At 45.5% G+C, this 22,095-nt stretch carries 16 protein-coding genes, 1 rRNA gene and 1 pseudogene; 6 read left to right on the top strand and 12 right to left on the bottom strand.

Going from position 1 to position 22,095, the window contains the following annotated elements; translation table 11 throughout:
* Positions 1-195: ribosomal RNA gene (locus AC58P7_RS27055) — 16S ribosomal RNA — on the bottom strand; the annotation flags it as partial.
* 362 nt (positions 196-557) lie between these two features.
* Positions 558-1,499 carry a DMT family transporter gene (locus tag AC58P7_RS27050; RefSeq protein WP_497348552.1) on the bottom strand — a complete coding sequence of 314 codons (942 nt, stop codon included), beginning with the start codon at positions 1,497-1,499 and terminating at the stop codon, positions 558-560.
* A gap of 147 nt (positions 1,500-1,646) precedes the next feature.
* Between AC58P7_RS27050 and AC58P7_RS27045 the strand changes: the two genes are divergently transcribed.
* Positions 1,647-3,002, top strand: a complete 1,356-nt coding sequence (locus AC58P7_RS27045) for an aminotransferase-like domain-containing protein (protein WP_497348550.1) — start codon at positions 1,647-1,649, stop codon at positions 3,000-3,002.
* 225 nt (positions 3,003-3,227) lie between these two features.
* Here AC58P7_RS27045 and AC58P7_RS27040 read toward each other — a convergent pair.
* The 8 genes and pseudogenes from AC58P7_RS27040 to AC58P7_RS27005 form a co-directional block, all read right to left on the bottom strand.
* Positions 3,228-3,500 (bottom strand): annotated as a pseudogene (locus AC58P7_RS27040) (acetyl-CoA C-acyltransferase); the annotation flags it as partial.
* 131 nt (positions 3,501-3,631) lie between these two features.
* Positions 3,632-3,844 (bottom strand): hypothetical protein, encoded by a 213-nt coding sequence (locus tag AC58P7_RS27035; protein ID WP_497348548.1) that lies wholly within the window; start codon positions 3,842-3,844, stop codon positions 3,632-3,634.
* A gap of 133 nt (positions 3,845-3,977) precedes the next feature.
* Positions 3,978-5,537, bottom strand: a complete 1,560-nt coding sequence (locus tag AC58P7_RS27030) for an extracellular solute-binding protein (RefSeq protein WP_497348546.1) — start codon at positions 5,535-5,537, stop codon at positions 3,978-3,980.
* 76 nt (positions 5,538-5,613) lie between these two features.
* Positions 5,614-6,489 (bottom strand): carbohydrate ABC transporter permease, encoded by an 876-nt coding sequence (locus AC58P7_RS27025; protein ID WP_497348544.1) that lies wholly within the window; start codon positions 6,487-6,489, stop codon positions 5,614-5,616.
* Between the two features lie 11 nt (positions 6,490-6,500).
* Complete coding sequence (locus tag AC58P7_RS27020; RefSeq protein ID WP_497348542.1) at positions 6,501-7,457, bottom strand: ABC transporter permease; 957 nt, start codon at positions 7,455-7,457, stop codon at positions 6,501-6,503.
* A 151-nt stretch (positions 7,458-7,608) separates the two neighbouring features.
* Complete coding sequence (locus AC58P7_RS27015) at positions 7,609-9,480, bottom strand: sensor histidine kinase (protein WP_497348540.1); 1,872 nt, start codon at positions 9,478-9,480, stop codon at positions 7,609-7,611.
* 17 nt (positions 9,481-9,497) lie between these two features.
* Positions 9,498-11,114 (bottom strand): response regulator, encoded by a 1,617-nt coding sequence (locus tag AC58P7_RS27010; RefSeq protein ID WP_497348538.1) that lies wholly within the window; start codon positions 11,112-11,114, stop codon positions 9,498-9,500.
* A 118-nt stretch (positions 11,115-11,232) separates the two neighbouring features.
* On the bottom strand, positions 11,233-12,273 hold the full coding sequence (locus AC58P7_RS27005) for a LacI family DNA-binding transcriptional regulator (RefSeq protein WP_497348536.1): 1,041 nt from the start codon (positions 12,271-12,273) through the stop codon (positions 11,233-11,235).
* A gap of 226 nt (positions 12,274-12,499) precedes the next feature.
* Between AC58P7_RS27005 and AC58P7_RS27000 the strand changes: the two genes are divergently transcribed.
* The 3 genes from AC58P7_RS27000 (at position 12,500) to AC58P7_RS26990 (ending at position 15,751) form a co-directional block, all read left to right on the top strand.
* Positions 12,500-13,924 (top strand): FAD-dependent oxidoreductase, encoded by a 1,425-nt coding sequence (locus tag AC58P7_RS27000; protein ID WP_497348534.1) that lies wholly within the window; start codon positions 12,500-12,502, stop codon positions 13,922-13,924.
* Between the two features lie 23 nt (positions 13,925-13,947).
* Complete coding sequence (locus tag AC58P7_RS26995; protein WP_497348532.1) at positions 13,948-14,559, top strand: SGNH/GDSL hydrolase family protein; 612 nt, start codon at positions 13,948-13,950, stop codon at positions 14,557-14,559.
* A 217-nt stretch (positions 14,560-14,776) separates the two neighbouring features.
* Positions 14,777-15,751: an aldo/keto reductase family protein gene (locus AC58P7_RS26990; RefSeq protein WP_497348530.1), complete on the top strand. Its 975-nt coding sequence runs from the start codon at positions 14,777-14,779 to the stop codon at positions 15,749-15,751.
* Between the two features lie 99 nt (positions 15,752-15,850).
* Here AC58P7_RS26990 and AC58P7_RS26985 read toward each other — a convergent pair whose 3' ends face one another.
* Both AC58P7_RS26985 and AC58P7_RS26980 read right to left on the bottom strand, forming a co-directional pair.
* Positions 15,851-16,975 (bottom strand): PepSY-associated TM helix domain-containing protein, encoded by a 1,125-nt coding sequence (locus AC58P7_RS26985; protein ID WP_497348528.1) that lies wholly within the window; start codon positions 16,973-16,975, stop codon positions 15,851-15,853.
* 281 nt (positions 16,976-17,256) lie between these two features.
* Complete coding sequence (locus AC58P7_RS26980) at positions 17,257-17,769, bottom strand: MepB family protein (protein WP_497348526.1); 513 nt, start codon at positions 17,767-17,769, stop codon at positions 17,257-17,259.
* A gap of 310 nt (positions 17,770-18,079) precedes the next feature.
* Between AC58P7_RS26980 and AC58P7_RS26975 the strand changes: the two genes are divergently transcribed.
* Positions 18,080-20,452 carry an immune inhibitor A domain-containing protein gene (locus tag AC58P7_RS26975; RefSeq protein WP_497348524.1) on the top strand — a complete coding sequence of 791 codons (2,373 nt, stop codon included), beginning with the start codon at positions 18,080-18,082 and terminating at the stop codon, positions 20,450-20,452.
* Positions 20,453-20,602: 150 nt separating this feature from the next.
* Positions 20,603-22,075 carry an oligosaccharide flippase family protein gene (locus tag AC58P7_RS26970; RefSeq protein WP_497348522.1) on the top strand — a complete coding sequence of 491 codons (1,473 nt, stop codon included), beginning with the start codon at positions 20,603-20,605 and terminating at the stop codon, positions 22,073-22,075.
* Positions 22,076-22,095: the final 20 nt, after the last annotated feature.

Genomic DNA, 22,095 nt, shown 5'->3' with positions numbered 1-22,095 from the left:
TTCTCTCATGCGAGAAAACCAGTTATCCGGTCTTAGCTATCGTTTCCGATAGTTATCCCAGTCTTAAAGGCAGGTTACCTACGTGTTACTCACCCGTCCGCCGCTAGCTTATCCCGAAGGATAAACCCGCTCGACTTGCATGTATTAGGCACGCCGCCAGCGTTCGTCCTGAGCCAGGATCAAACTCTCCATAATAGTGGACAATTGCTTGTCCGTATATCTGAAAGCTTAATTGCTCATTTGCGTTGCTAGCGAGATTTTGCAATCTCTTTTTTTGAACGATTTCTCGTTCGTGCTTACTCACTCGTTGTTCAGTTTTCAAAGATCAATTTCTTTCGCTCACTGCCGTGTTACCAAAGCAGCGAGAAGTAATATACCATGTTCATTTTTTAAATGCAAGCTTTATTTTTAATCCTTTTTTCGTTGGCAGCCTGTCTGTCTTGCGGCCGGATTGCTAATATAGCATGGACGGCAGATGCATAGCAATGTTTTATTTTTCCAATTCGAAAATAATTTATACGCATCCGCCGCCTGCTACGACTCCGGTTATTTTGAAATCAGACATGCCTACTTAACTTAGGAACTGCTTTGGTACGTCCCTCATAATACTGGGTACCTAGCACGCCTGCAACAATCCATAGAGAACCTACGATGTGATAAACAGTTACTTGTTCACCTAAGAACATCGCGCCCGCGGCAATCGTTACAATGGTAGATAGATTTGTGAAAACGCTCATCTGGGACGCAGCGATTTTGGACAAGACATAAGAAGACGACAAAGCAGTAACCAAGGAAGACACCAAGCCCAAGAATAGAATGGACACGAGAAAGTGCGGCTGAGACAGCGGTGTAAGAAGAGCCTCAAATGATCCCGATATCTTGTGGGTGAGCAAGGAAGAGATCAAAAACACCCCAAATCCTGTGCTCAGCATCATATAGCTAATCTCAGCTGGGCTAAACTGTTTAGATAAGGAACGCGCCATCACGCTATAACCAGCAAATGAGACACAGGTCAAGATTAGTAAGGATATTCCCATTATGTTGGCAATGTCTAACCCGCTTCCTTTCATCAGAAAGATAAATATTACACCGAACACGGAGCAGAAAATGGAGAGCTTTTGACCGACATTCGTGGCTTCCTTCAAAAAAATCGATGCACAGATCGTAGTGACGATTGGCGTAAATGCATAAAGAATCCCCGCTTCTGCAGCAGTTGTATGCTCTAGACCGTACGCTTGTAATGTGAAGAAGCCCAGGGGATACATAGCTGAGAGAATTATGGCTTTGCCAATCGGCTTGCCCCGATAGTTCAGTTTAACGAAACCAAGTGCAACGGGAATTGATAATCCAATGAACGACGCAGCAAATCGATACATGAGTGTATCGAGAGGTTGCGCGTAGTCCAGCGCGATTTTGGCAAATAAAAATGAGAATCCAATGATGGCCGCATTAAGCACAGCTAACGCATATGCGAGTTTAAGTCCTTTTCGAGGGTTCATATCTTCCCACTCCTATCCTATGTATGGTACGTTTAATTGACTCGTTGCCTGATATCAGCATAATACGGTTAGGGAGGCTCAACAATCCTTTTACGGAGCAACTGTACCGGTACAATTAGCAGGAGAAGATCGGAGGTATGACCATCCATGTATAAATATTTCCTTATCGTGAATGCCATCGAACAACAGCTTGAACGAGGTCATATCAAAGCTGGGCAAAAGCTTCCTTCTATTAGAGACTTGTCCCTAAGCTATGCATGTACGAAGAGCACTGTGATTAGAGCCCTGGCTATTCTGGAAAGTCGTCATCTCATTTATTCCATTCCACAAAGCGGCTATTACGCTGTTCAACATAGAGCAGGAGCTCTAGACTTAGCTGAAAATAGGGTCTTTGACTTCTCCTCCGCTGCTCCCGATCCTGACTTATTTCCTTATTTGGATTTTAAACATTGTGTGGATAAAGCCTTTGATATGTACAAAAATGAACTGTTCACCTACGGCACACCGCAAGGGCTGCCTTCGTTATTGAAGCTATTGAGTAAGCATCTGGCCAACTATCAGGTGTTCACGAAACCCGATCACATTCATATTACTTCTGGTGTGCAGCAAGCTCTATCGATCTTGGCTCTGATGCCTTTTCCAAATAAAAAACATGGTGTTCTGATTGAGCAGCCAAGTTATCATTTATTTATTCAACTTTTAGCGAGCTATCAGATTCCCGTTCATGGCATTGCCAGATCTGCGGAAGGCATCGATTTAGATGAGTTAGAGCATCTCTTCCGAACAGAGGATATTAAATTCTTCTATACGATGCCTCGCTTTCATAATCCACTTGGGAGCTCTTATTCAGAGATGACCAAAAAAGCGATCGCCAAGCTGGCGAAACGATATGATGTATATGTTGTTGAAGACGATTATTTGGCTGATTTGGAACAGGATTCGAAATCAGATCCGATATATGCCTATGATTCTTCCCACGTCATTTATTTGAAAAGCTACGCTAAGATTCTATTCCCCGGGCTTCGGGTTGGGGTCGCTGTGCTCCCTCCATATCTTGATGCCACATTCCGCACGTTCAAAAAGGTATCGGATATAGATAGTCCTATGCTTTCACAGGCTGCCTTGGAAATATACCTCCAAAGCGGCATGTTTGAAAGGCGAAAGCGCAAAATCAGGGATGCCTATTCGAGGAGACTACTGCAATTGCATAAATCACTTGTCATCAACGGTGATGATAGCTATGTGATGGGCACTCCGCTTCAATCAGGTGTGCATACACATATTAAGCTGCCTGCTCATATGCCGATCCCTCTTTTGCTGGAACGATTACGAAAGAAACAGGTGGTTATTCAGAACCTAGCACCGTATTATTCACCTGGCTTCGATCCCATGCCGCTCATTAATTTGAGCATAACCAGGGTATCGGAGGAGCGAATCGACGCGGGGGTAAAGATTATTGCGAATGAGATCAAACATATGCTGAAACAGGGGAGACGGGGCTAATAAAAAGAAGCCCAGTAACTAACGTGTACAGGGTTATGTAAAAAAACCGCCGGTGAAATTACCCAGCGGTTATCTATTGGTTTGTGATACAAATCAGGGTGCAGTTCTTCTCTTCGATACATTATCGGGTCGTGAGGCCTTGTAATAGCAAGCTTTCTGCTCACTGCCTGCGAGGCCAATCCTTAAGGGAGACATGCCACTTGGCAGGCAAGTTGCCTGGCGTTCTTAACCTCGCTCCACCAACATAGCAACGCCTTGTCCGCCGCCGATACATAACGCTGCCACACCCATTTTGCCATCTCTCTTCTCCAACTCGTGCAGCAGCGTAACCAAAATACAGGCACCGCTGGCACCGATTGGATGTCCAAGAGCAATCGATCCACCGTTGACATTTAATTTCTCGCGAACAATGCCCAACTCCCGGCCAACGGCTAATGACTGCGAAGCAAAAGCTTCGTTTAGCTCAAATAAATCAACACTGTCTATGGAAATTCCTGTTTTACGGTATATTGCATCCAATCTCCTACGCCGCTAAAGTTACCATAGCTCAATGCGCCACCGCTGGCAGCCGAATCAGATCCATTCGAAGATGATGCTCCGGAGGAAACGGTGACTGGATAGTTTCAAATTCATAGGAGAGCGGTTGTGCCGTTAAGGAAATGTAATCGGTGGCTATTCCCATAATCATTGCGGAACATCATGACATACTGACCTTGAAACTTCGTAACTCCTGCGTTAAATACGAGTGCAGGCGCGTAGGGAACATCGGCAGCTGTTAGAATCGGGTTATGTGGATGACGAGTGATGACCTTGCTTGATGTAAGAATGTCATTTGTTGACATGGTTGATTTCCTCCCTAATTTCCAAAAATCGAGTCATACAGTTAGGAAAATCCGATCCCAGACACAGCTCAAGAGAAGCTCAACGCAGCATAGGTTTGCAAACGAGTTCTCCTCTTGAGTTGTTGGGTCTACCTTATTTTTTCACTTTTGCATACCAGTCGTTTACTTCCTTGAAGCTGGCATCTCCGCCTGATGTTTTAAATTTCGTAATGAACGCATCTAGGCCTGAAATTGGCTCAGCACCGAAGATCAGCTTCGTTGTGTAATCGTTGGACAATGTGTTCAATTGTTGGAAATTTTTCGAGAATTCAGCCATATATGGCGCATACCCTAATTCATCCGTTATTTTTGTCGAAGCTGGAGCCAATCCGTTCATGAGATTCCAGCCATCAAATAAACGCATATCTTTACGAACACGTGCTTGCCAGTAAGTTGGATAGTTCTTATCGTCTGTTCCTGTTAAGAAGTTGTTCGCTGCATTACGCTCATCTGTAAAAATGGGTTGAATCGGTGTATAAGCGCCATCTTTGAACGAATAATGCTTATTTTCTTCCCCGATTGCCATGGTTTTAAATGTTTCTTTCTCCAGCTTCGCGTTCATCCATTTAATCGCATCTTCTGGATGCTTGGAAGCCTTTGGTATGAACGTAATACGGTCAAAGCCTTTGGAAGCGGACAAGCCTGCTTTACCATCCTTACCTTTCAATGCAGGAATAAAGGTCGCTTTCGCAGTTGGGATATTTTTCGTTAAGGCATCCGCAATCACTGGTACATCCGACCAGTTCATCATAAGAATACCGGCTTTGCCGCTTGTAAATTTCTCTTTGGTCGTTGCTGCCTTATTGGCAGCAAACTCTTTATCAATTAAGCCTTGTTTAAATAAATCAGCTACAAACGTTGCATAATCCTTAAACGCTGGGTCCAATACACGAGGCGTTAATTTGCCATTGACATCGTTCCAGAAATTCGGCAGACCAAACGCCCCAACAATATTCGCTATAAACGACGAGTCTCCGCCAACCGTTAAAGGAATATTCGCATCGCCATTCCCACCTGGATCTTTCTCTTTAAACGCTTTCAATACAGTCACTAGTTCATCAAGCGTTGTTGGCATTTTGAGACCCACTTTATCCAGCCAATCCTGACGAATGTACAAGTCTGTAGAAACGGTAGGGATGCTTTTCGTCGGAATCGCAAACAGCTTCCCATCGATCTTCGCTGCTTCTAGTGCTTCTGGATCAACAGCAGCTTTAATGTTCGGGCCATATTTATCAATAAGCGGTCCAAGATCGACGAGTGCTCCTTTTTTGGCATAATCGGAATACAACGCTTTAAAATCCGTTGATCCTAAAATCGTAACCGCATCATACGGCTCACCGGAAGCGATTAGGATATTCAGCTTATCTTGCGGTTTATCTTGAGGGAGCATATCGTATTGAACCTTATAACCCGTTGCCTTTTCCAAAAATGTAGCTACAGGATACGTGTTGTAGTCATCCTTTTGCCAAATCTGCAGGGATTTGAGCTCTGGCTTAACCGCTGCAGCCGTTGGGGCTGCTGATGCCGCAGTTGAAGCTGCAGGCACGGCCGAGCTACTTGATTTCGTGTCACCTGAGGAACAAGCCACGAGCGATGAAGCGGACAAGCAAGCTGTAAGCGAAACTAGCATCAGCTTTTTGTGTTTTTTCAACATACATAAACCTCCCTAGTTCATTATTTAATCATATCATTAAGCCATTGATGTGAACATCTAAGGCGTTAACGCAGCACTAGCCTTTCACGGAACCGATCAGAACACCTTTGACGAAATGCTTTTGGAGGAACGGGTACACAAGCAGCATCGGGATAATAGAGGCAATGACAGTGGCTGAGCGAATACCTTCTGGCGATATATTCATCATGTCATCGACGCTTTTATTCAAAGCCGTTGAGCTGTCTGCATCCATGACAATATCACGTAGATATAATTGCAATGGCTTTAGACTTGCTTTAGAAATATACAGCATAGGATGAAAGTAATCATTCCAGAAATACACCGCATAGAATAGCGCGATTGTGGCAATAACCGGCGTACTGAGCGGAAGAATGATACGAAACAGAATCGTGAAATTGCGGGCGCCATCCATCTTGGCTGACTCCTCTAACGCTTCAGGTAAAGATTCATAATAACTCTTAATCACCAACAGATTGAACACACTAATCAGTGCTGGCAGCATTAAGGACCACAAACTATTAATAAGATGGAGTTCCTTCATAAGTAAGTAATTCGGAATGATTCCACCGTTAAACAGCATCGTGAAAATGAACATGATCAAGATAAATGGTATTCCTGGCAGATGCTTCTTGGACAGCGGATAGGCCGTTAAAGCCGTCAACATAATGGCAAGAACTGTCCCCACAACCATAACAATAAGAGAAACTGAGATTGAATGTAAAAACTGACTAGAAGATACCACATATTCCATTGTTTCCAGCTGAAAACCTACAGGCAGAATACCGACCTTACCCGATATGACAGCGGATTCTTCGCTTAATGCTTTCGATAGCACATTGAGCATGGGTAAAAGTGTAAGCACACCTGACAAGAACAAGGCAGCATATACACAGACATCCAAGGACCAATCGCCGAATGTTTTCTTTTTCATAGCTGCACCTCCTACCAAATGCTTCGCTTGACCACTTTTTTGCTGAGCTCATTACCCAACACGATCAAGAGAAATCCAATTACGGAATTGAACAAACCTACTGCTGTACTAAAGCTATAATCTTGTTGCCCAAGACCTATTCGATAAACGTATGTTCCGATAACATCACCAGACTGATAAACAACCGAATTATACATGGTCAAAATTTGTTCTGTACCCGCTTCAAGCAAGTAACCGAGACGCAAGACAAGAATGAGGATGATCGTAGGCACGATACCCGGGAGGGTAATGTGCATCATCTGGCGAATCCGCCCAGCCCCATCAATGGATGCTGCTTCATATTGTTCTTGCTCAATACCCGCAATCGCTGCAATGAAGATAATCGTGTTCCAACCGGATTCTTTCCAACCTGCCGTAAACACAAGTACACTTCGGAAATAATGATTGTCTAGGAAAAATGAAATCGGTGTTCCACCGAAAAACTGAATCACATTATTGACTAAACCGCCGCTCGGGGAAAGGATGGTCAGGAATAAACCGGAAATAATAACCCAAGATAAGAAATGCGGCAAGAAAATAATCGTTTGGATCGTACGTTTGAACCAGCTCCTACGTACTTCATTCAGCAGCAACGCAATAATAATAGGGACCGGAAAGAGCAGCACAAGCTTGTACAAGCTAATTAAGAGCGTGTTGATAAACACTTGCATAAATTCTTCCGAATGGATCAATTTCGAGAATTGCGCCAAACCTACCCATTTACTTCCCGTAAAGCCGTCGAAAATATTGAAATCCATAAACGCAATGATAATCCCATACATGGGCGTGTATTTGAAAAGAAGCAGGAATATCAGTCCAGGAATAAGCAAAACGTAAAGATCTATATTTGTGCGAAACAGTTTCCACCTGTTCTTGCTGACCTTCGCTGTTTCGACACGTTGTTTCACTTCAGTTGCTGTGACACTCATATCGCCGTTCACCTCCAAGTTGTTATATATGTATTATAAGGGAGGCTGACCGACTATCTGTAGATGGTGATCTTTGTGTTTCTGGTACTATTTTATGGTGTTTGGGCAAAAGAAAAGAGTATTCCTCATCAATCAAGGAACACTCTGTGTGCTAACTGCTAGATTCTGTTGTCTTCGTTTGGCATTGGAATCGTGCTGTGATTGTCGTGCCTTCCCCTAGCTGTGATTGTATGCTTAATCCGTAGGCATCTCCCGAAAACAATTTAATCCGCTCATTCACATTGTATAATCCATAGGAGCTGCCAGAGCCATCGGTTCGCATGGATGGCCTTGGTTCAATCAGCAAACTTTGAGCCCATTCAGGATCCATACCAATGCCATCATCGGTCACTGATAAGAGCAGGTCATCCCCCTCTCTAGAAGCGCGAATCGTAATTTTACCAGTCTTCCCTTTGGACTTCCGTATGCCGTGAAGGAGGGCATTTTCTACGATGGGCTGCAAGGTAAGCTTCGGGATGACATAAGACGATATGGAAGCGCGAGAACCCCTTTCATCCTCTGTTTCTATGGGGTCCTCTAGTTCGACCACGAACTCAAAGCTCTTCGGGAAACGCGTCTGTTGAATTTCCAGATACACCTTCGCCAGCTCCAGCTCATCTGAAACGGTTACAACATCCCTCCCTTTGTTCAAGCTTAGCCGGAAATACCGAGCTAGGCCATCAATCATTTGGCTAATATCGTGTGCCTTATGTCCGATAGCTATCCAATTAATCGTATCCAATGTATTGTATAGAAAATGCGGATTGATCTGGGCCTGCAAGGCACTGAGCTGCGCCTCCCTTTCCTGGACCTTAGATCTGTACGTTTCTTCCATAAGATCTCTGACACGATGAATGAGATGGTCAACGCTTTTCTCAAGGAGATTAAAGTCTCCTTCCCGTGCATTTGATCTCTCGTCCAGCCCTGCTACACCTTCCCTTTTTATGACGCGAATGACAGTCTGTATCCTGCGATTCATCCCCCGAACAATAAACGCTAATAAAATAAACACGAGGATAAGGAACAACACCGTCACACCCGTTAAGGTTGCCACGCTGGAGAATTGATTTAACGAGGCAGCGCGTGAGCTGATTCCCTTCTTAGGTACTTCGGCTACTAGCTTCCATCCAGTGGCGTCGACGGTTGTATACACGACATACTGCTGATTATTGTCTTCCACAATCGGAGATACGCCTTCCTTTTTTCCAGCAATCGCTTCTAGAATCGCATCTGATTTCAACTTCGTCCCGAGTAATGATTTATCATTGTGAAACACGATGGTTCCATCGGGAGCAACCATGAAGACTTTCTGGTCTTTATTCAAAGAGATACTTGAAACCATGCTTTCAAGCGTTTTGGCATCCACATCTACGGACAAGAATCCTGATAAGTTATCGTAATGATCTGGATCCCGGAGGAGTCGAATCCCCGAGAAAATATAGGTATCCTCTCTATCGATAAAGCTCTCTCGATACACACCCGTCCAAATGAGATGGCCACCTGCATTCTCGACTTCCGTATACCACGGACGCGTTTTGAGCGTTTCAATGGGGAAGAAGTTTATTTTCTCATGGGAAAATAGCTTCTTCTCATCTACATATAATCGAAAACGGAACACATTCGTATTCGTTTGACCATTATCAATTAAGTATCGCAATTCCTTCAAAGCATCAATTTGCTCACTGTAGGAGGTTGAATTACTTAAATATTGCAGCAGCTTCGGATTCAAAAACAGCGTGTTCGACCTATCACGTAAGGAGTCGAACTGATGATCCAAATTAATTTCAGCTTGCTTCAGTGTTTGAAGCATGGAACGCGTCACTTCTTCTTCCAGAATGTGCGAGTATCGCTGGGAATAAGCATATAGAAAAATGGAAGCTGGAATTAGAATTAACACAATATAGGCGATCAACCAAAGCCTAGCTGCAAGAACGCTTTTGAAAATCATCGTAATAAACGTCCAGCTTCTGTTCTTGAAATGCATGATGAGCCCTACTCTCTTTACATGACTTGCTCGCGGAAGGAGCTCGGCGTATATCCCGTATATTTCTTAAATATTTTGCTAAAGTAACTAGGATCCGAATAGCCAACCGCAAAGCATACCTCATAAAACTTATTGGCGGGGTCCTTCAATAGCGCTTTCGCCTGATCCACACGAACTTTGGTCATATATTCGTTAATGGTTTCACCGGTTTCTTGTTTAAAAAGCAGGCACAAATACGTCGTTGACAAGAATACTTCCGTCGCGATATCGCCCACTTGCAAGTTCTCTGCATATCGCTTATCGATGATAGCTCGCGTGCGTTCAATGACATTTTTGGATTTGCCATTCCGCTTCTCACTAATGCGTACACATACCTCAAGCAAATGAGCCTCAACAAGACCGCGTAAGGCGTCTAATGTTTCTTGCTGAAACACTTTCGCCATAAGCTCGTTTTCTTTACTTTCGAGATCCTGCTTCTGAATGTGTAGTTCAAGTAAAATACGACTGGCTAGAAGCAGCAGTTGCAGACTGATATTTCGTCCATAAGCAATGCCATCTGTCCGGTTACGTGAAAGTGCATTGTACACCTCGTGTAAATCTTCCTGCACTTTTATGGTATCTGCAGACTTCAGGGACGAGACCATCCGCTCTTGCTGCGAGAAGTCGAAACGATACACGCTTTCCTCATCTTGTTCCAAATTATCCATGGAAATGATCTGATTTTTACCCAGAAACCATCGTTGGTCTGCCGCTTCCTTCGCTTGTGAATACGATTGCGGCAGGCTGGCAAGTTTAGAAATCCGCTCACCTACACCGATCGTTACACTGATTTTCAAATAGTTATGAAGGCTTTCACGCACTTCCTCCGCCAAGGTGAACAATAAGCTTTCCTGATCATCTTCCTGGGCCATACGAAGGATGCCTACGAATTCGCCGATTTGATTCTCAAACACATAGCCGCCTATATCACGTTCAATCAGCTCTTGCACAATATTCAGAACGGAGTAAGATAGCAGCTGCTGGTCTCTCTCGGAGCGGGTTTGCGCTACTTCGGTTACGTCATCGATACGAATGGCAATGACCCAATACGCTCCCTCCATCGGAAGGTTCAAACCAAGGAAATCGATCCGATCCTGCACACGCGATGGGTAAATAACGCCTTCCCGAATCAGAGACATAAGGAATTTCTCTCGCAGCAAAGGCATGCTCTGAATGAGCTTGACCTGCATATCTTCAATCAGTTTACGTTCTTGCTGCTCCGCATTGAGAGAGCTTACCAATCGCTCGATAACGATCCCTAGCTCCCCTAGATTTACGGGCTTAAACATATAATCAATCGCTTTAACTTTCAGCGCAGATTTCAAGTATTCAGCATCATCATGACCGCTGACGAACACAATTTTGATATGAGGAAACTGTTCACTTAATCGGTTGGACATCTGAATCCCATCCATATTGGGCATTCTCACGTCCGTTAGGACAATATCCGGCTTCACACGCTCAATCACCTCGAGCCCGAAGTCACCATCATCCGCCTCGCCTACAACCACGATCCCATAGGCCTGCCAGTCAAAATAATTACTTAACCCGTAACGAACTGTCGGTTCATCGTCCACAATGACAAGTTTATACATCTGGTATCGGCCTCCCCATCTTAGCAGTTCTCTTTATTATAGCTTGGAAGAAAGGCCACAGACATAGGAGGATCTTATGATTTCAGGTGGAATCTTATGGTCCAGATCGGAAGTTGGCTTAAGTTGAGATCGCCGCCGTTGTAAGGCCTACATGGAATTCGCCTTGAATGCGAATATGCTCATAAGGCAATGTGGGATTGGCAATTCGCCACAGCATCCGATCCGCAGCACGGTATCCCGTTTGGGCGATAGGCAGAAGCGGACGTGTGTATTCGGGCAGCGTATTGGGTTGTTCATTCAGAAAGCCGACTAAGGAGATATCGTCTGGGATTCGTAAGTTAAGTTCCTTGCAAACGTCATGGACGATAGGAACTTCATGATCAATGCCGCAAATGATGGCACTGGGTGTACGCTGTGCGATTTGGTTGGCGAGCTCCTTGCGCCACAGTGTTTGTTCGTCTCGTGGGCCGATGCAATGCTCGGATGATGTAATTGTGATGCCCGATGCTTGCATTGCATAGTTGAAAGCCTGCCATCGCAGAATAGAGCCTCGCTGCAGCTGGATATCACCGACGTACATGATACGTTCATGTCCGTGACTTCGCAGATAGGCTACAGCCTGACAAGTCGCTTCGTATACATCCCAGATGACACTATCAATTTTCACACCCGATGGTGGAAAACTTAGCAGAATGCGAGGCATGGGAAGGTTAAATAACGCCGTTTCCCACTCCTTGGGCAGTATGCTTGGCGCAATGAAAACACCTTCCGCATACAGAACTCCTTCTTGTTCCAGCCAATCAGCCATCTTCTCTGGTTTCATACGCTGCGGCAGCATGAGCAGTTCAATGCGATGCCCGAAGGAGAAGAAGCGGTCTTGCAGTCCTTGCAGCAGCAGACGGTTATACGACACGGATTCTGCTGTCTGTACGAGCAGGAACCGCATCCGTTCATTCGGATACGGCGCAATATGATCCAGCCGCAGGCTGCGGATCTGATCCATTGTATAATAGCCGAGTTTCTCGGCTGTTTGGACAATGTGCTGGCGGGTCGCTTCCGACATGCCGTGCTTGCCCTTCAGCGCTTTGTTCACGGTTTGCACGGTTAAGCCGAGTTCACTTGCGATGGTTTTTAGGGTGACTGATTTGCGGGTGGGCATGGGAGTAACACCTCCAAAGGTGCTGTGAAATGGATGATATGAAATAAAGGATATTATATGATTCGCTTTCACTATATCACGCTTACTTTTTTGATGAAACAAAAATTAAACTAGTTCCCCACGAGCAGCCCTCTATAATGAAACCAAAGGCAGTCAACGTAAGCTAAAGCGAGAAGCATCTGCAGCTTATACGGGCTGCGGTCTACCCACTAGGAGGATGATCCGCATGAATAATAAGCAAGCAAATTCTACTACAAGCACCTTGACCGTTACGATACCTGCGCAACAGATTTCCGTTAGTCACACCCCTGATGTCGTCGTTGTAGGCGGCGGTGCCACAGGTATCGCAGCTGCGATTGCTGCAGCACGCAATGGTGCCAGCACACTCTTGATTGAGCAGCGTGGTTATCTGGGCGGCATGGGAACTGCTGCACTTGTACCTGCATTTTGCCCCTACACAGATGGAGAAAAACCAGTCATCCGAGGCATCGGTCTGGATTTGCTAGAGAAAATGAAGCATGCGGCTGGGGAAGATTTTCTTAACCGTTATGAAAAATTGCTAGACTGGGTGCCCATCGATGTGGAAACGCTCAAACGCGTTTATGATGCCGAAGTTCTAGCCAGCGGAGCGCAAGTTCTGTTCCACACCGTTGCGGATCAGGTGCTTCTTGATGGTGATCGCATCAGCGGACTTGTCATTAGCAATAAATCCGGCCGCTCGGTTGTGCAAGCAAAGCTGTACATCGATGCATCGGGAGATGCTGATCTAGCAGCCTTAGCAGGCGTTCCGTTTCAAGTTGGCGGTGAAAACGGTGAGCTGCAGCCAGGCACAATGTGCTATGTCGTGACCGGTGCAGATAAGGAGCGCTTCGAGCAATTTATCGCTGAAACCGGTCAGCATGGGCAGCTAGAAGGCCTTGTTACTTTGGCGCAACAAAATGGTGATCTGCCCGAAGGCCGCAAGCGTATCTCAGGTATGGCTTGGATTTCAAATTCAGTGGTTGGCTTTAACTTTGGCCATATCTTTAATATTGATGGAACGAAAGCGGAAGATTTAACGCGCGCTGCGATCCAAGGCCGTCAGTTGATCGATACACAGATCCGTTTTTTAAAGAAATACGTGCCTGGCTTCGAGAACATTTTCCTCGTTCATTCCGGCGACCAGATCGGTATTCGCGAAACACGTCGCATTCAAGGCGACTATACGCTCGTTGTGGAAGATTTCCTATCGATGCGTACCTTCGAGGACGATATAGCACGCAATTCCTACTTTATTGATATCCATTTGGCGAATGCAGGATCAACGATGACCATCAAGCATCTGCCAAAAGGAAAATCCCATGGCGTGCCCTATCGCTGTATGCTTCCGCAAGGTAAATCGAACCTGATCGTCGCAGGGCGTTCAGTATCCTCCGACCGCCCCGTGCAAGGATCATTGCGTGTGATGCCGAATTGCTTTGCAATGGGTGAAGCCGCAGGTGTTGCTGCTTCGATGGCAAGCTACGAAGCCGTTGGCTTCCGCGAGGTGTCTATTCCTGAGCTGCAGCGCAAGCTGATTGAACAGGGTGCTTATCTTGGCGATAATCCTGGGCTGGCAGATGCAGATCGTGAAGTGGCTGTCGGCGCTGTTACTTTTGAAGATGAGTGTTAATACAGAAGGAGTGACTTGCTAGCATGTTAAGCAAATGGACGGGAAAAACGTGGGGAACCCTCGGTGACAGCATGACCGAAGCAGGAGGTTATCAACCGCTAGTTCAGGATGCACTTGGCTTCGCGAGCGTAATCAACTATGGCAAAAGCGGCTGTCCCATGACAGCCGGAGGCGACCGTGATTATGGCGCGACGACCCATGTTGGGCGTACGATTGACACGTCGTTGGATTGCGTCACCATCTTCGCCGGTGTGAATGATTTTCGTCTGGATAAGCCGCTAGGTGAGCTGGGCAGTACGGATGTGTGTACGTTTCATGGCGCATATGCCACGTTAATCGAGGACATATTGGCGAAGAATCCGACGTGCCGCCTAAGTCTATGGACACCGCTGCAGCGAGACAAAGATCAATACGACATTTTCTACGTCAATGGTGCTGGGCATCGTCTTATCGACTACGTAGAGGCAATTCAGCAGATTGGCCAGCTGTATGCGCTGCCTGTGCTTAATCTGTATGCCCAAAGCGGGCTGAATAAACTGACGCTGCCTCACTTCACCTCGGATGGCTTGCATCCGAATGAAGCTGGCCATCGGCGTGTGGCCGATATGGTCGTGCCGTTTCTGTTGGGTTTGTGATGTGAGTATGAACAGCCGCTTTCTGGGTATCACCCTGGGACGGCTGTTTTTCTATTTGTCGGGGAGTGTGATGTTGTTGGGTTAGGGGTAAGAGCAGTCAATCCGTATCCTACTTAACTCGACGTAACTAAGTGAACAATTAGTGCCTTCTTGTCGACCTCCCCCACCTCCTTTATACTTACAGCAATAAGCACAATAAGAGGAAGGTTGGTAGACGATGAAATACAGAAACATGGGACGCAGTGGGTTAAAAGTCAGTGAAATTGCCTTAGGCAGCTGGCTTACATATGGAACGGCCGCCGAGCAGAAAGCCGCAGATGCCTGTATCGCGAAAGCTTTTGAAAGCGGCATTAATTTCTTCGATACCGCGAATGCTTACAATCGCGGTGAAGGCGAGAAAGCGATGGGCGCAGCGCTAAAGGGGTATGATCGCTCAAGCTACGTGCTCTCTACGAAGGTCTATTTCCCGATGGGCGATGGCCCGAACGATCGCGGACTGTCCCGCAAACACATTTTGGAGCAATGTGATGCCAGCTTGAAACGATTAGGTGTCGATTACATCGATATTTACTTCTGTCATCGGTATGACATAAACACGCCACTGGAGGAAACGCTTCGCGCGCTGGACGATTTAGTCACGCAAGGTAAAATCATTTACCCCGCCGTCAGCGAATGGAACGGTGCTCAAATTACCGAAGCCGCCAGTATTGCTGAACGCCTGCGTTTGCGACCGCTGATTTCCAATCAGCCGATCTATAATATGTTTGAGCGCTATATCGAGCGCGAGGTTCTTCCTGTCTCGGAGCAAAAAGGACTTGGCCAAGTTGTCTTCTCGCCGCTTGCGCAAGGGATTTTGACTGGCAAATATAAGCTAGGGCAGCCCCTACCGACCGATAGTCGTGCTGCTAACAACTCCGTGAATGGCGTCATCAACAGCTATCTCAATGACCAAGTTCTGCAGACCGTTCATGAGCTGGAGCAGGTTGCTCAAGGGCTGGATATTTCGCTCGCCCAACTCGCGCTCGCATGGGTGCTTCGTCAACCAGGCGTAAGCTCCGCCCTGATTGGTGCGACAAAGCCTGAGCAGATCGAAGAGAACGTGAAAGCAGTGAATGTAGAGCTGGAAGCAGAGTCATTGGAGCAAATTGAAACCATATTAAAGCGCGTCGCAGACTTCTCTCCGGCACGCTAATCGCTGAAAAGCTGCCATTCGGCAAGCATCGGCAACTCTCTCTACATGCACAATAAGCCGCCCACAAGTAGATTCGTCTACTTATGGGCGGCTCTTCATTTACGCCACGACAGCCCCAGCCGTCTCTGGCTTCCTGCTCCGCTTCCGAGCCTTGGCTTTGATACGCCAAATGGCAAGTCCGGTGATCATGAGCACCAGCGGCATCATCCCAAACACGAACGCGATTAGCTTCGTTGCTTCGCCGCCCCATGTTGCGAAATGTAGACCTTTCCTCCAGCTGTTATACAGGTTGATGGCCAGAGCAGGGTTTGTTTTATACAGCACATCACCCGCATAAGAATCTACATAAATCGTACTATTGCTGCCTACTGATGACGCAGCGAAGCCTTCTTGCACGCCAACTAGATAGGAATTGCCTGCTTTTGTAGGCAACGTAATTTTTATGATTTTGCTATTCGGATACTTGTCTTTAACAACCTCAATGACACGCTCCATCGGCAGCGTCTTGCCATCCTTTGTTCTGGATTGCAGCGCCGTCGCTGGAATTTCCTCCCTTGCTTTGAAGCCAACCCAACCAGGAATCTGTTTCTCGAAGGCATTGATGATACCCGTTAACGTAAGAACTAGAAGAACAGGTATCGAGATGATCCCCACTAGCTTATGTAAACTCATGTTTTGCATCAACTTACCGCGATTACGTACGAATTTGAACCCTAATACCCATTTCCGGAGTCCAGGCCACCATAGGTAAACACCTGTAACAAGAATCAGAGTCATACCAACGCCGATCAAGCCTACCACGGTTGCAGCGCCTGTTTTACCAATCAAAGGTAGAAGCAGAAAGTAGCGGTGCAGTTGATAAATGGTTACGAAAGGCTCCAAGCGCCCCTCTTGCACTTTCCCGAAAACTTCCCCTGTCCCAGGGTCTGCAAATACCGTTTGCGTACCTTTCCCCGTCGTTTTGGACAGATGAACATGGTACATGTTGTCCTTAGCAGGATATTCTACAGAGTCAATCTTATAGTCTGGATATGTAGTGTCAGTATGCTGCTTAATTGCAGCCATGTTGATCTCGCCAGGAGTCACTTTATGGACGATTGGATGCAACCACCCCTCCACATCGCTCTCAATCATAAGAAGGCTGCCAGATGTGCACGTGGCTACAACAAACAGGCCTAAGATTAAGCTGAGCGTTAAGTGAATCCTTAATACAATTTTACGCATGAAATGGCCCCTCCAACCTATCTTTTATCTAGTCTAGTTAATGGAATTATTTACTACAAGATTAAATGATAATGATTATCATCCTCATTGTCAATCATTTTTTAAAATAAAAATACCACCCGACACTTCTTCGTGTCAGGCAGTCCTCATGGATGAAACTCCTTAACTCACTGTCACTCTCACCGTTTTCTTGAAGAAATAAAAAAAGTCAAACAAGGAATGCTCCTCGCTCAACCATTTATCTAGCTTTTTTCCTTGCATACACATAGAAATTAATAACCTCATTGTTGTAAACCGTAAAGCATTCGAGCACGAACAACGTCTATTGGTTCATTTATAGGTATTTCCAGAAAATATGCCAACTGCCATGTCTGCGTTTTTTGGGCTTGCTGGCTAGTAGGCTTGTCCCAAGGCGGATATACTCGTATTCCCCGTTTACCACCTTTACCATCATTTGAAACGATATTGTGGTGTATTAGAACATTTTTATGAAATACAAATTGACCAAAATGATTCCCTTGGCGTGTACTAATTACGAAGAAATCGACTGGATCTGATACATCATACGGTTGGGTCGTTCCATTCCCACTCCTCTGCCACAGTGTCACAAATTGACCTACCTTAGTAGGCGTAATTTTAGCAACACGAAATCTAACGGTCCTTGTATTTATATCAAATAGATAAGCCCCATATTCAGCGTTTTGCCCTTCTTCAAGTGGTTTCGAGCAGTCAAATTCACACTTGGTATAGACAAGTTGCTTGGTGGCAAGTAGGTCACTATGAAGTGTGTCCATTTATTCCTCCTAATTCATAGTAAACATTTGAGCATTTACGTTACAATTTCGAGAGGAAACCTATTGTTTCCTTTTTTTGTCATTCACACTTCTATTAAACGACTAAAAATAGTCATGACTCTAATGACAATTTAGTTGTTTTTCTGACGACAAAATCAGTGTGATCGTGTCGAAACAGGAAATATATGGGTCAATTTGAGCAGGACCAAAAGCACTTACTCCCGTTATCAAATCTAGTATTTAATTATAAATATACCATTGGTTAAATAAATGGATTGGTTTCATACTCTATTTTGCAGGAGGTTCCCTATTGAAAAACAACACCTCGAAAATTACTAGAGTTTTACTAGCAACGAGTTTAACCGCAGGACTTTTCTCAACAAGTGCTTTTACTACATCCGCAATTGCAGCAGGATCCGACTACACAGAGGCACTTGAAGCGCCACCGGTAGATTTTAATATCGTGGACGATGATCGTTTGGCAAAAGGGTTGATGGACAGAGGACTTTTAAGCAAAACCGCTACACAAGAACAAATAGCCAAAGCTGTCAAATCCTACGTAGCTGCTAAAAACATTAAAACCATTCCATCCAAAGTAGACAAGCAGCATGATGAGATTGATAAAAGGTCAAAGGAATTCATTGCGAAGCAAAAAGAGAAGCTATTATCGCAGTTAAACAAAGGCCAACAGGACTTGAAGAATGGTCTACCCAATGGCATTCCGGTTCCAACGGCCAAACAAGATGCCTACAACGGCCCTGTTCGTGAAGATAAAGTCCTTGTTCTTTTGACGGAATTCTCGGACTTTAAACATAACAATGTCAAACAAGAACCTGGTTTCATGTACGCAAACGATTTTAACCGCGATCATTATCAGAAGCTCATGTTTGGCAATAAAGATTTCACGTTATTTGATGGTTCCAAGATCAAAACTTTCAAACAGTACTATGAAGAACAATCCGGTGGCAGCTATACGGTAGATGGCTATGTGTCAGATTGGTTAACCGTTCCAGGTCAAGCCGCACAATACGGAGATGACAGCCCTGCTGGTGGCCATGACAATTTAACCCCCAAGGGTCCTCGGGATCTAGTGAAGGACGCTCTGAATGCGGCAGCTGCTTCCGGCCTTAATTTAGCTGATTATGACAAGTTTGACCAATATGATTTGGATGGCGATGGCAATCAAAATGAACCCGATGGTCTGGTTGACCACCTTATGATTATTCATGCAGGTACGGGTCAAGAAGCAGGGGGCGGACAATTAGGCGATAATGCCATTTGGTCACACCGTTGGACGCTGAATGGTGTGTATGCTATTCCTGGCACAACGGCGGGGGTCGATTATTGGGGCGGCAAAATGGCGGCTTATGATTACACGATTCAGCCTGAAGACGGAGCTGTGGGGGTATTTGCTCATGAGTACGGCCATGATTTAGGGTTACCGGATGAATATGATACCCAGTATAGCGGACAAGGGGAGCCCATTGCTTCTTGGTCCATCATGAGCGGCGGCAGCTGGAACGGTAACATTGCAGGTACAATGCCCAGCTCTTTTTCACCTCAAAATAAAGAGTTTTTCCAGAAAACCATGGGCGGAAACTGGGCAAATTTAACTGAAATTAATGCCTCTGACATTACGAAATTAGGTAAGGCTGCCATCATTGATCAGAGTGTTACGAAGTCGAAAAACCCAGGTATCGTCAAAGTGAATTTGCCAGATAAAGCTGTTGCAGGTATCCAGCCAGCGTTCGGAGCTAAGTATTATTACAGCACGAAGGGTGATAACCTTCATACCACGCTCTCAACACCTGAGTTCGATTTATCCCAAGCACAAACAGCTACATTTGACTTTAAAACCCTCTACGATGTGGAGTTCGAGTATGATTACTTAACGGTTACAGCTTCGACCTATAATGAACAAGTTACCCTTGATATCATTGGTGATAATGACACGAACGGCGATGCTCGAGCAGAATCTACAAACGGTGCTTGGGTAGATAAATCCTATGATTTAAGTCAATTCGCTGGTAAAAAAGTAACCCTCCACTTTGACTACGTCACCGATGGGGGGCTGGCGTTAAATGGTTTTGCCATGGATAATGCGAAATTAACGGTAAATGGTCAAGTCGTATTCTCCGACGATGCCGAAGGTACACCTCAATTTAACATGGACGGCTTTGTTGTCTCGAATGGTATTGAATTTAAGAAGCACTATTACTATCTCGAATGGAGAAATTACGCGGGATCCGATAAAGCACTTGCTTTTAGCCGAGGTGTCAAATACAACACTGGACTTGTCGTTTGGTACGCAGATGATAGTTATTTAGACAACTGGGTTGGTATCCACCCTGGACAAGGTTTCCTTGGTGTCGTAGATTCTCACGCGGATGCTTTAGTATTCAAGAAAGATGGGCAGGATTCCGTCGCGCAAACGACACGGTATCAAGTAGCAGATGCAGCTTTCTCCTTGGACCAAACGCCATCGTGGTACATCAACAACCCAACCCGAGGCGAGTATACGTATACATCTTTGCAAGGTGTTGAGGAATTCTCGGATGCTAAGAGCTATATGAATACGTTAATCCCTGATGCCGGTCGCCTCGTGCCGAATTATGGATTAAAATTCAAAGTCGTTGGTGAAGCCAAAGATAATTCTGCTGGATTAATTTGGATTCATAAATAAGGATAAGCGGAAAAGGCAGCCGAGTCGGCTGCCTTTCTGTTGTGTATTGATATATCTCTCCCTATCTTCCATTTCCTAGGTTGTCAACACCATGAGGGTCTGCTACTCTTTGGATAACAAGACCTATAAACGGGAGAAGGGGCTACCCCCATGCTGAATCGGAATGTCATATTAACGGATACACAGCGTTTTTTACTTCGGAATGTTTCCATCATTGTGCTAGGTCTCTTCATCAATCAAATGCTGCAAACGGTGGGAAGCATCGTTCTAGCTCGTGTGCTGCACGATCCCACTCAATTCGGTCAAGTGAATCTGTTATTGCAAATTTTCGGCCTAGCTTCCTTGTTTCTCAATGTCGGGTTTAACTCCTCTTTGATTTATACATTTTCTAGGAAGCCGGTTGAGGCCGTACAAACCAATTTTCGCGTTGCATTGATGGGGAGCTCCTTATTCGGGGTCATTTTCGGAATACTCCTCGCCTTGTTGGCTCCGTTGCTATCGCATTTCTATCATCTACCTGAGCTAAAAGGAGCCTTGATCCTAAGCTCGATCATGTTTATTTTCAACTCAATCGTGAATATCGGGGTCGCTTCCTTCTCTGGAAATCGTGATTTCGGCGTCCAGGCTTTCTTCATGGTCATCACCACAACCCTTGCCACCTCAGGTACGGTAATCGGGGTTTTATTGCCGTTAGGCACGTTGAGCCTTCTAGAAAATATATCGGTATGGATGGGCGTTGGTTCGATTCTGACTGCTCTTTTTATTTGTTGGAAAGTTGAACGTGTGCATAAACCGAAATGGTTCGGTAATTTCCCTATTCAAGAGATGCGGAGCATGATGACGTACGGTGTGCCCTCCTGGGCAGGGAACATTGCGAAAGCGTTTCAACAGCCTTTTCTGGTCATGATGGTCGGTTCCAGTTCGGTTGTAGCTGTCGGTTATTTGTCCAATGGGTTCCGTATAACGGGATTCATCGGAATTATTACTTGGGCGTTTATGATCGTCACCTTCCCGTTTGTAGCGGAAAGCTCGCAGGATCTAAAAGAAAGCAAGTACCGTGGGACGAGCTGTGTCCGGTATAACAACATCTTTCTATACCCGCTGACGGCGATCATCTGTTTATTTCCAGATCAAATTAATGGCTTCTTATTCGGAGAAAGCTTTACGACAGGAGACTCTGCGACCTATATTCGTTTGATGGCCCTAGGCGTCTTATTCTCCTCTGTGGGTCGACTTGGCGGTAGTATTCTTGCGGGGATCGGGAAGACGAAAGCAAACTTCTGGGTCATGATCGTGGCGGGTGTTTTCGTCATAACCATCGTGCCCTTTATTGCGGCTGATAACCCGGTATTGGCGGTGTGGATGTATACAGGGGGATGGGCGGTCTCTGCGATCGCGATGATTGGATTCTTTTACTATGAAAAATTCCCGCTGGATTGGTGGAAAGCTTATGGCGCGCCGCTCCTCCCCACTCTTGGGATGATAGCCATTATGGAAGCCGGATTGCTTGCAAAAGCTTGGTATCCGATCTTCCTCGTAGCCGGTCTTGTGTGTCTAGTGATTTTAACTATCTTGATTGAAAAGAGTCCCAAAAACGAGACCCATATAAACATATCCTCATAGAAAAAAGGGCAAATTAATTT

It is taken from the genome of Paenibacillus sp. J22FR5, from assembly GCF_059691975.1.
Note: the sequence above shows the minus strand (reverse complement) of the source record. Positions and strands in the feature narration are given on the sequence as shown.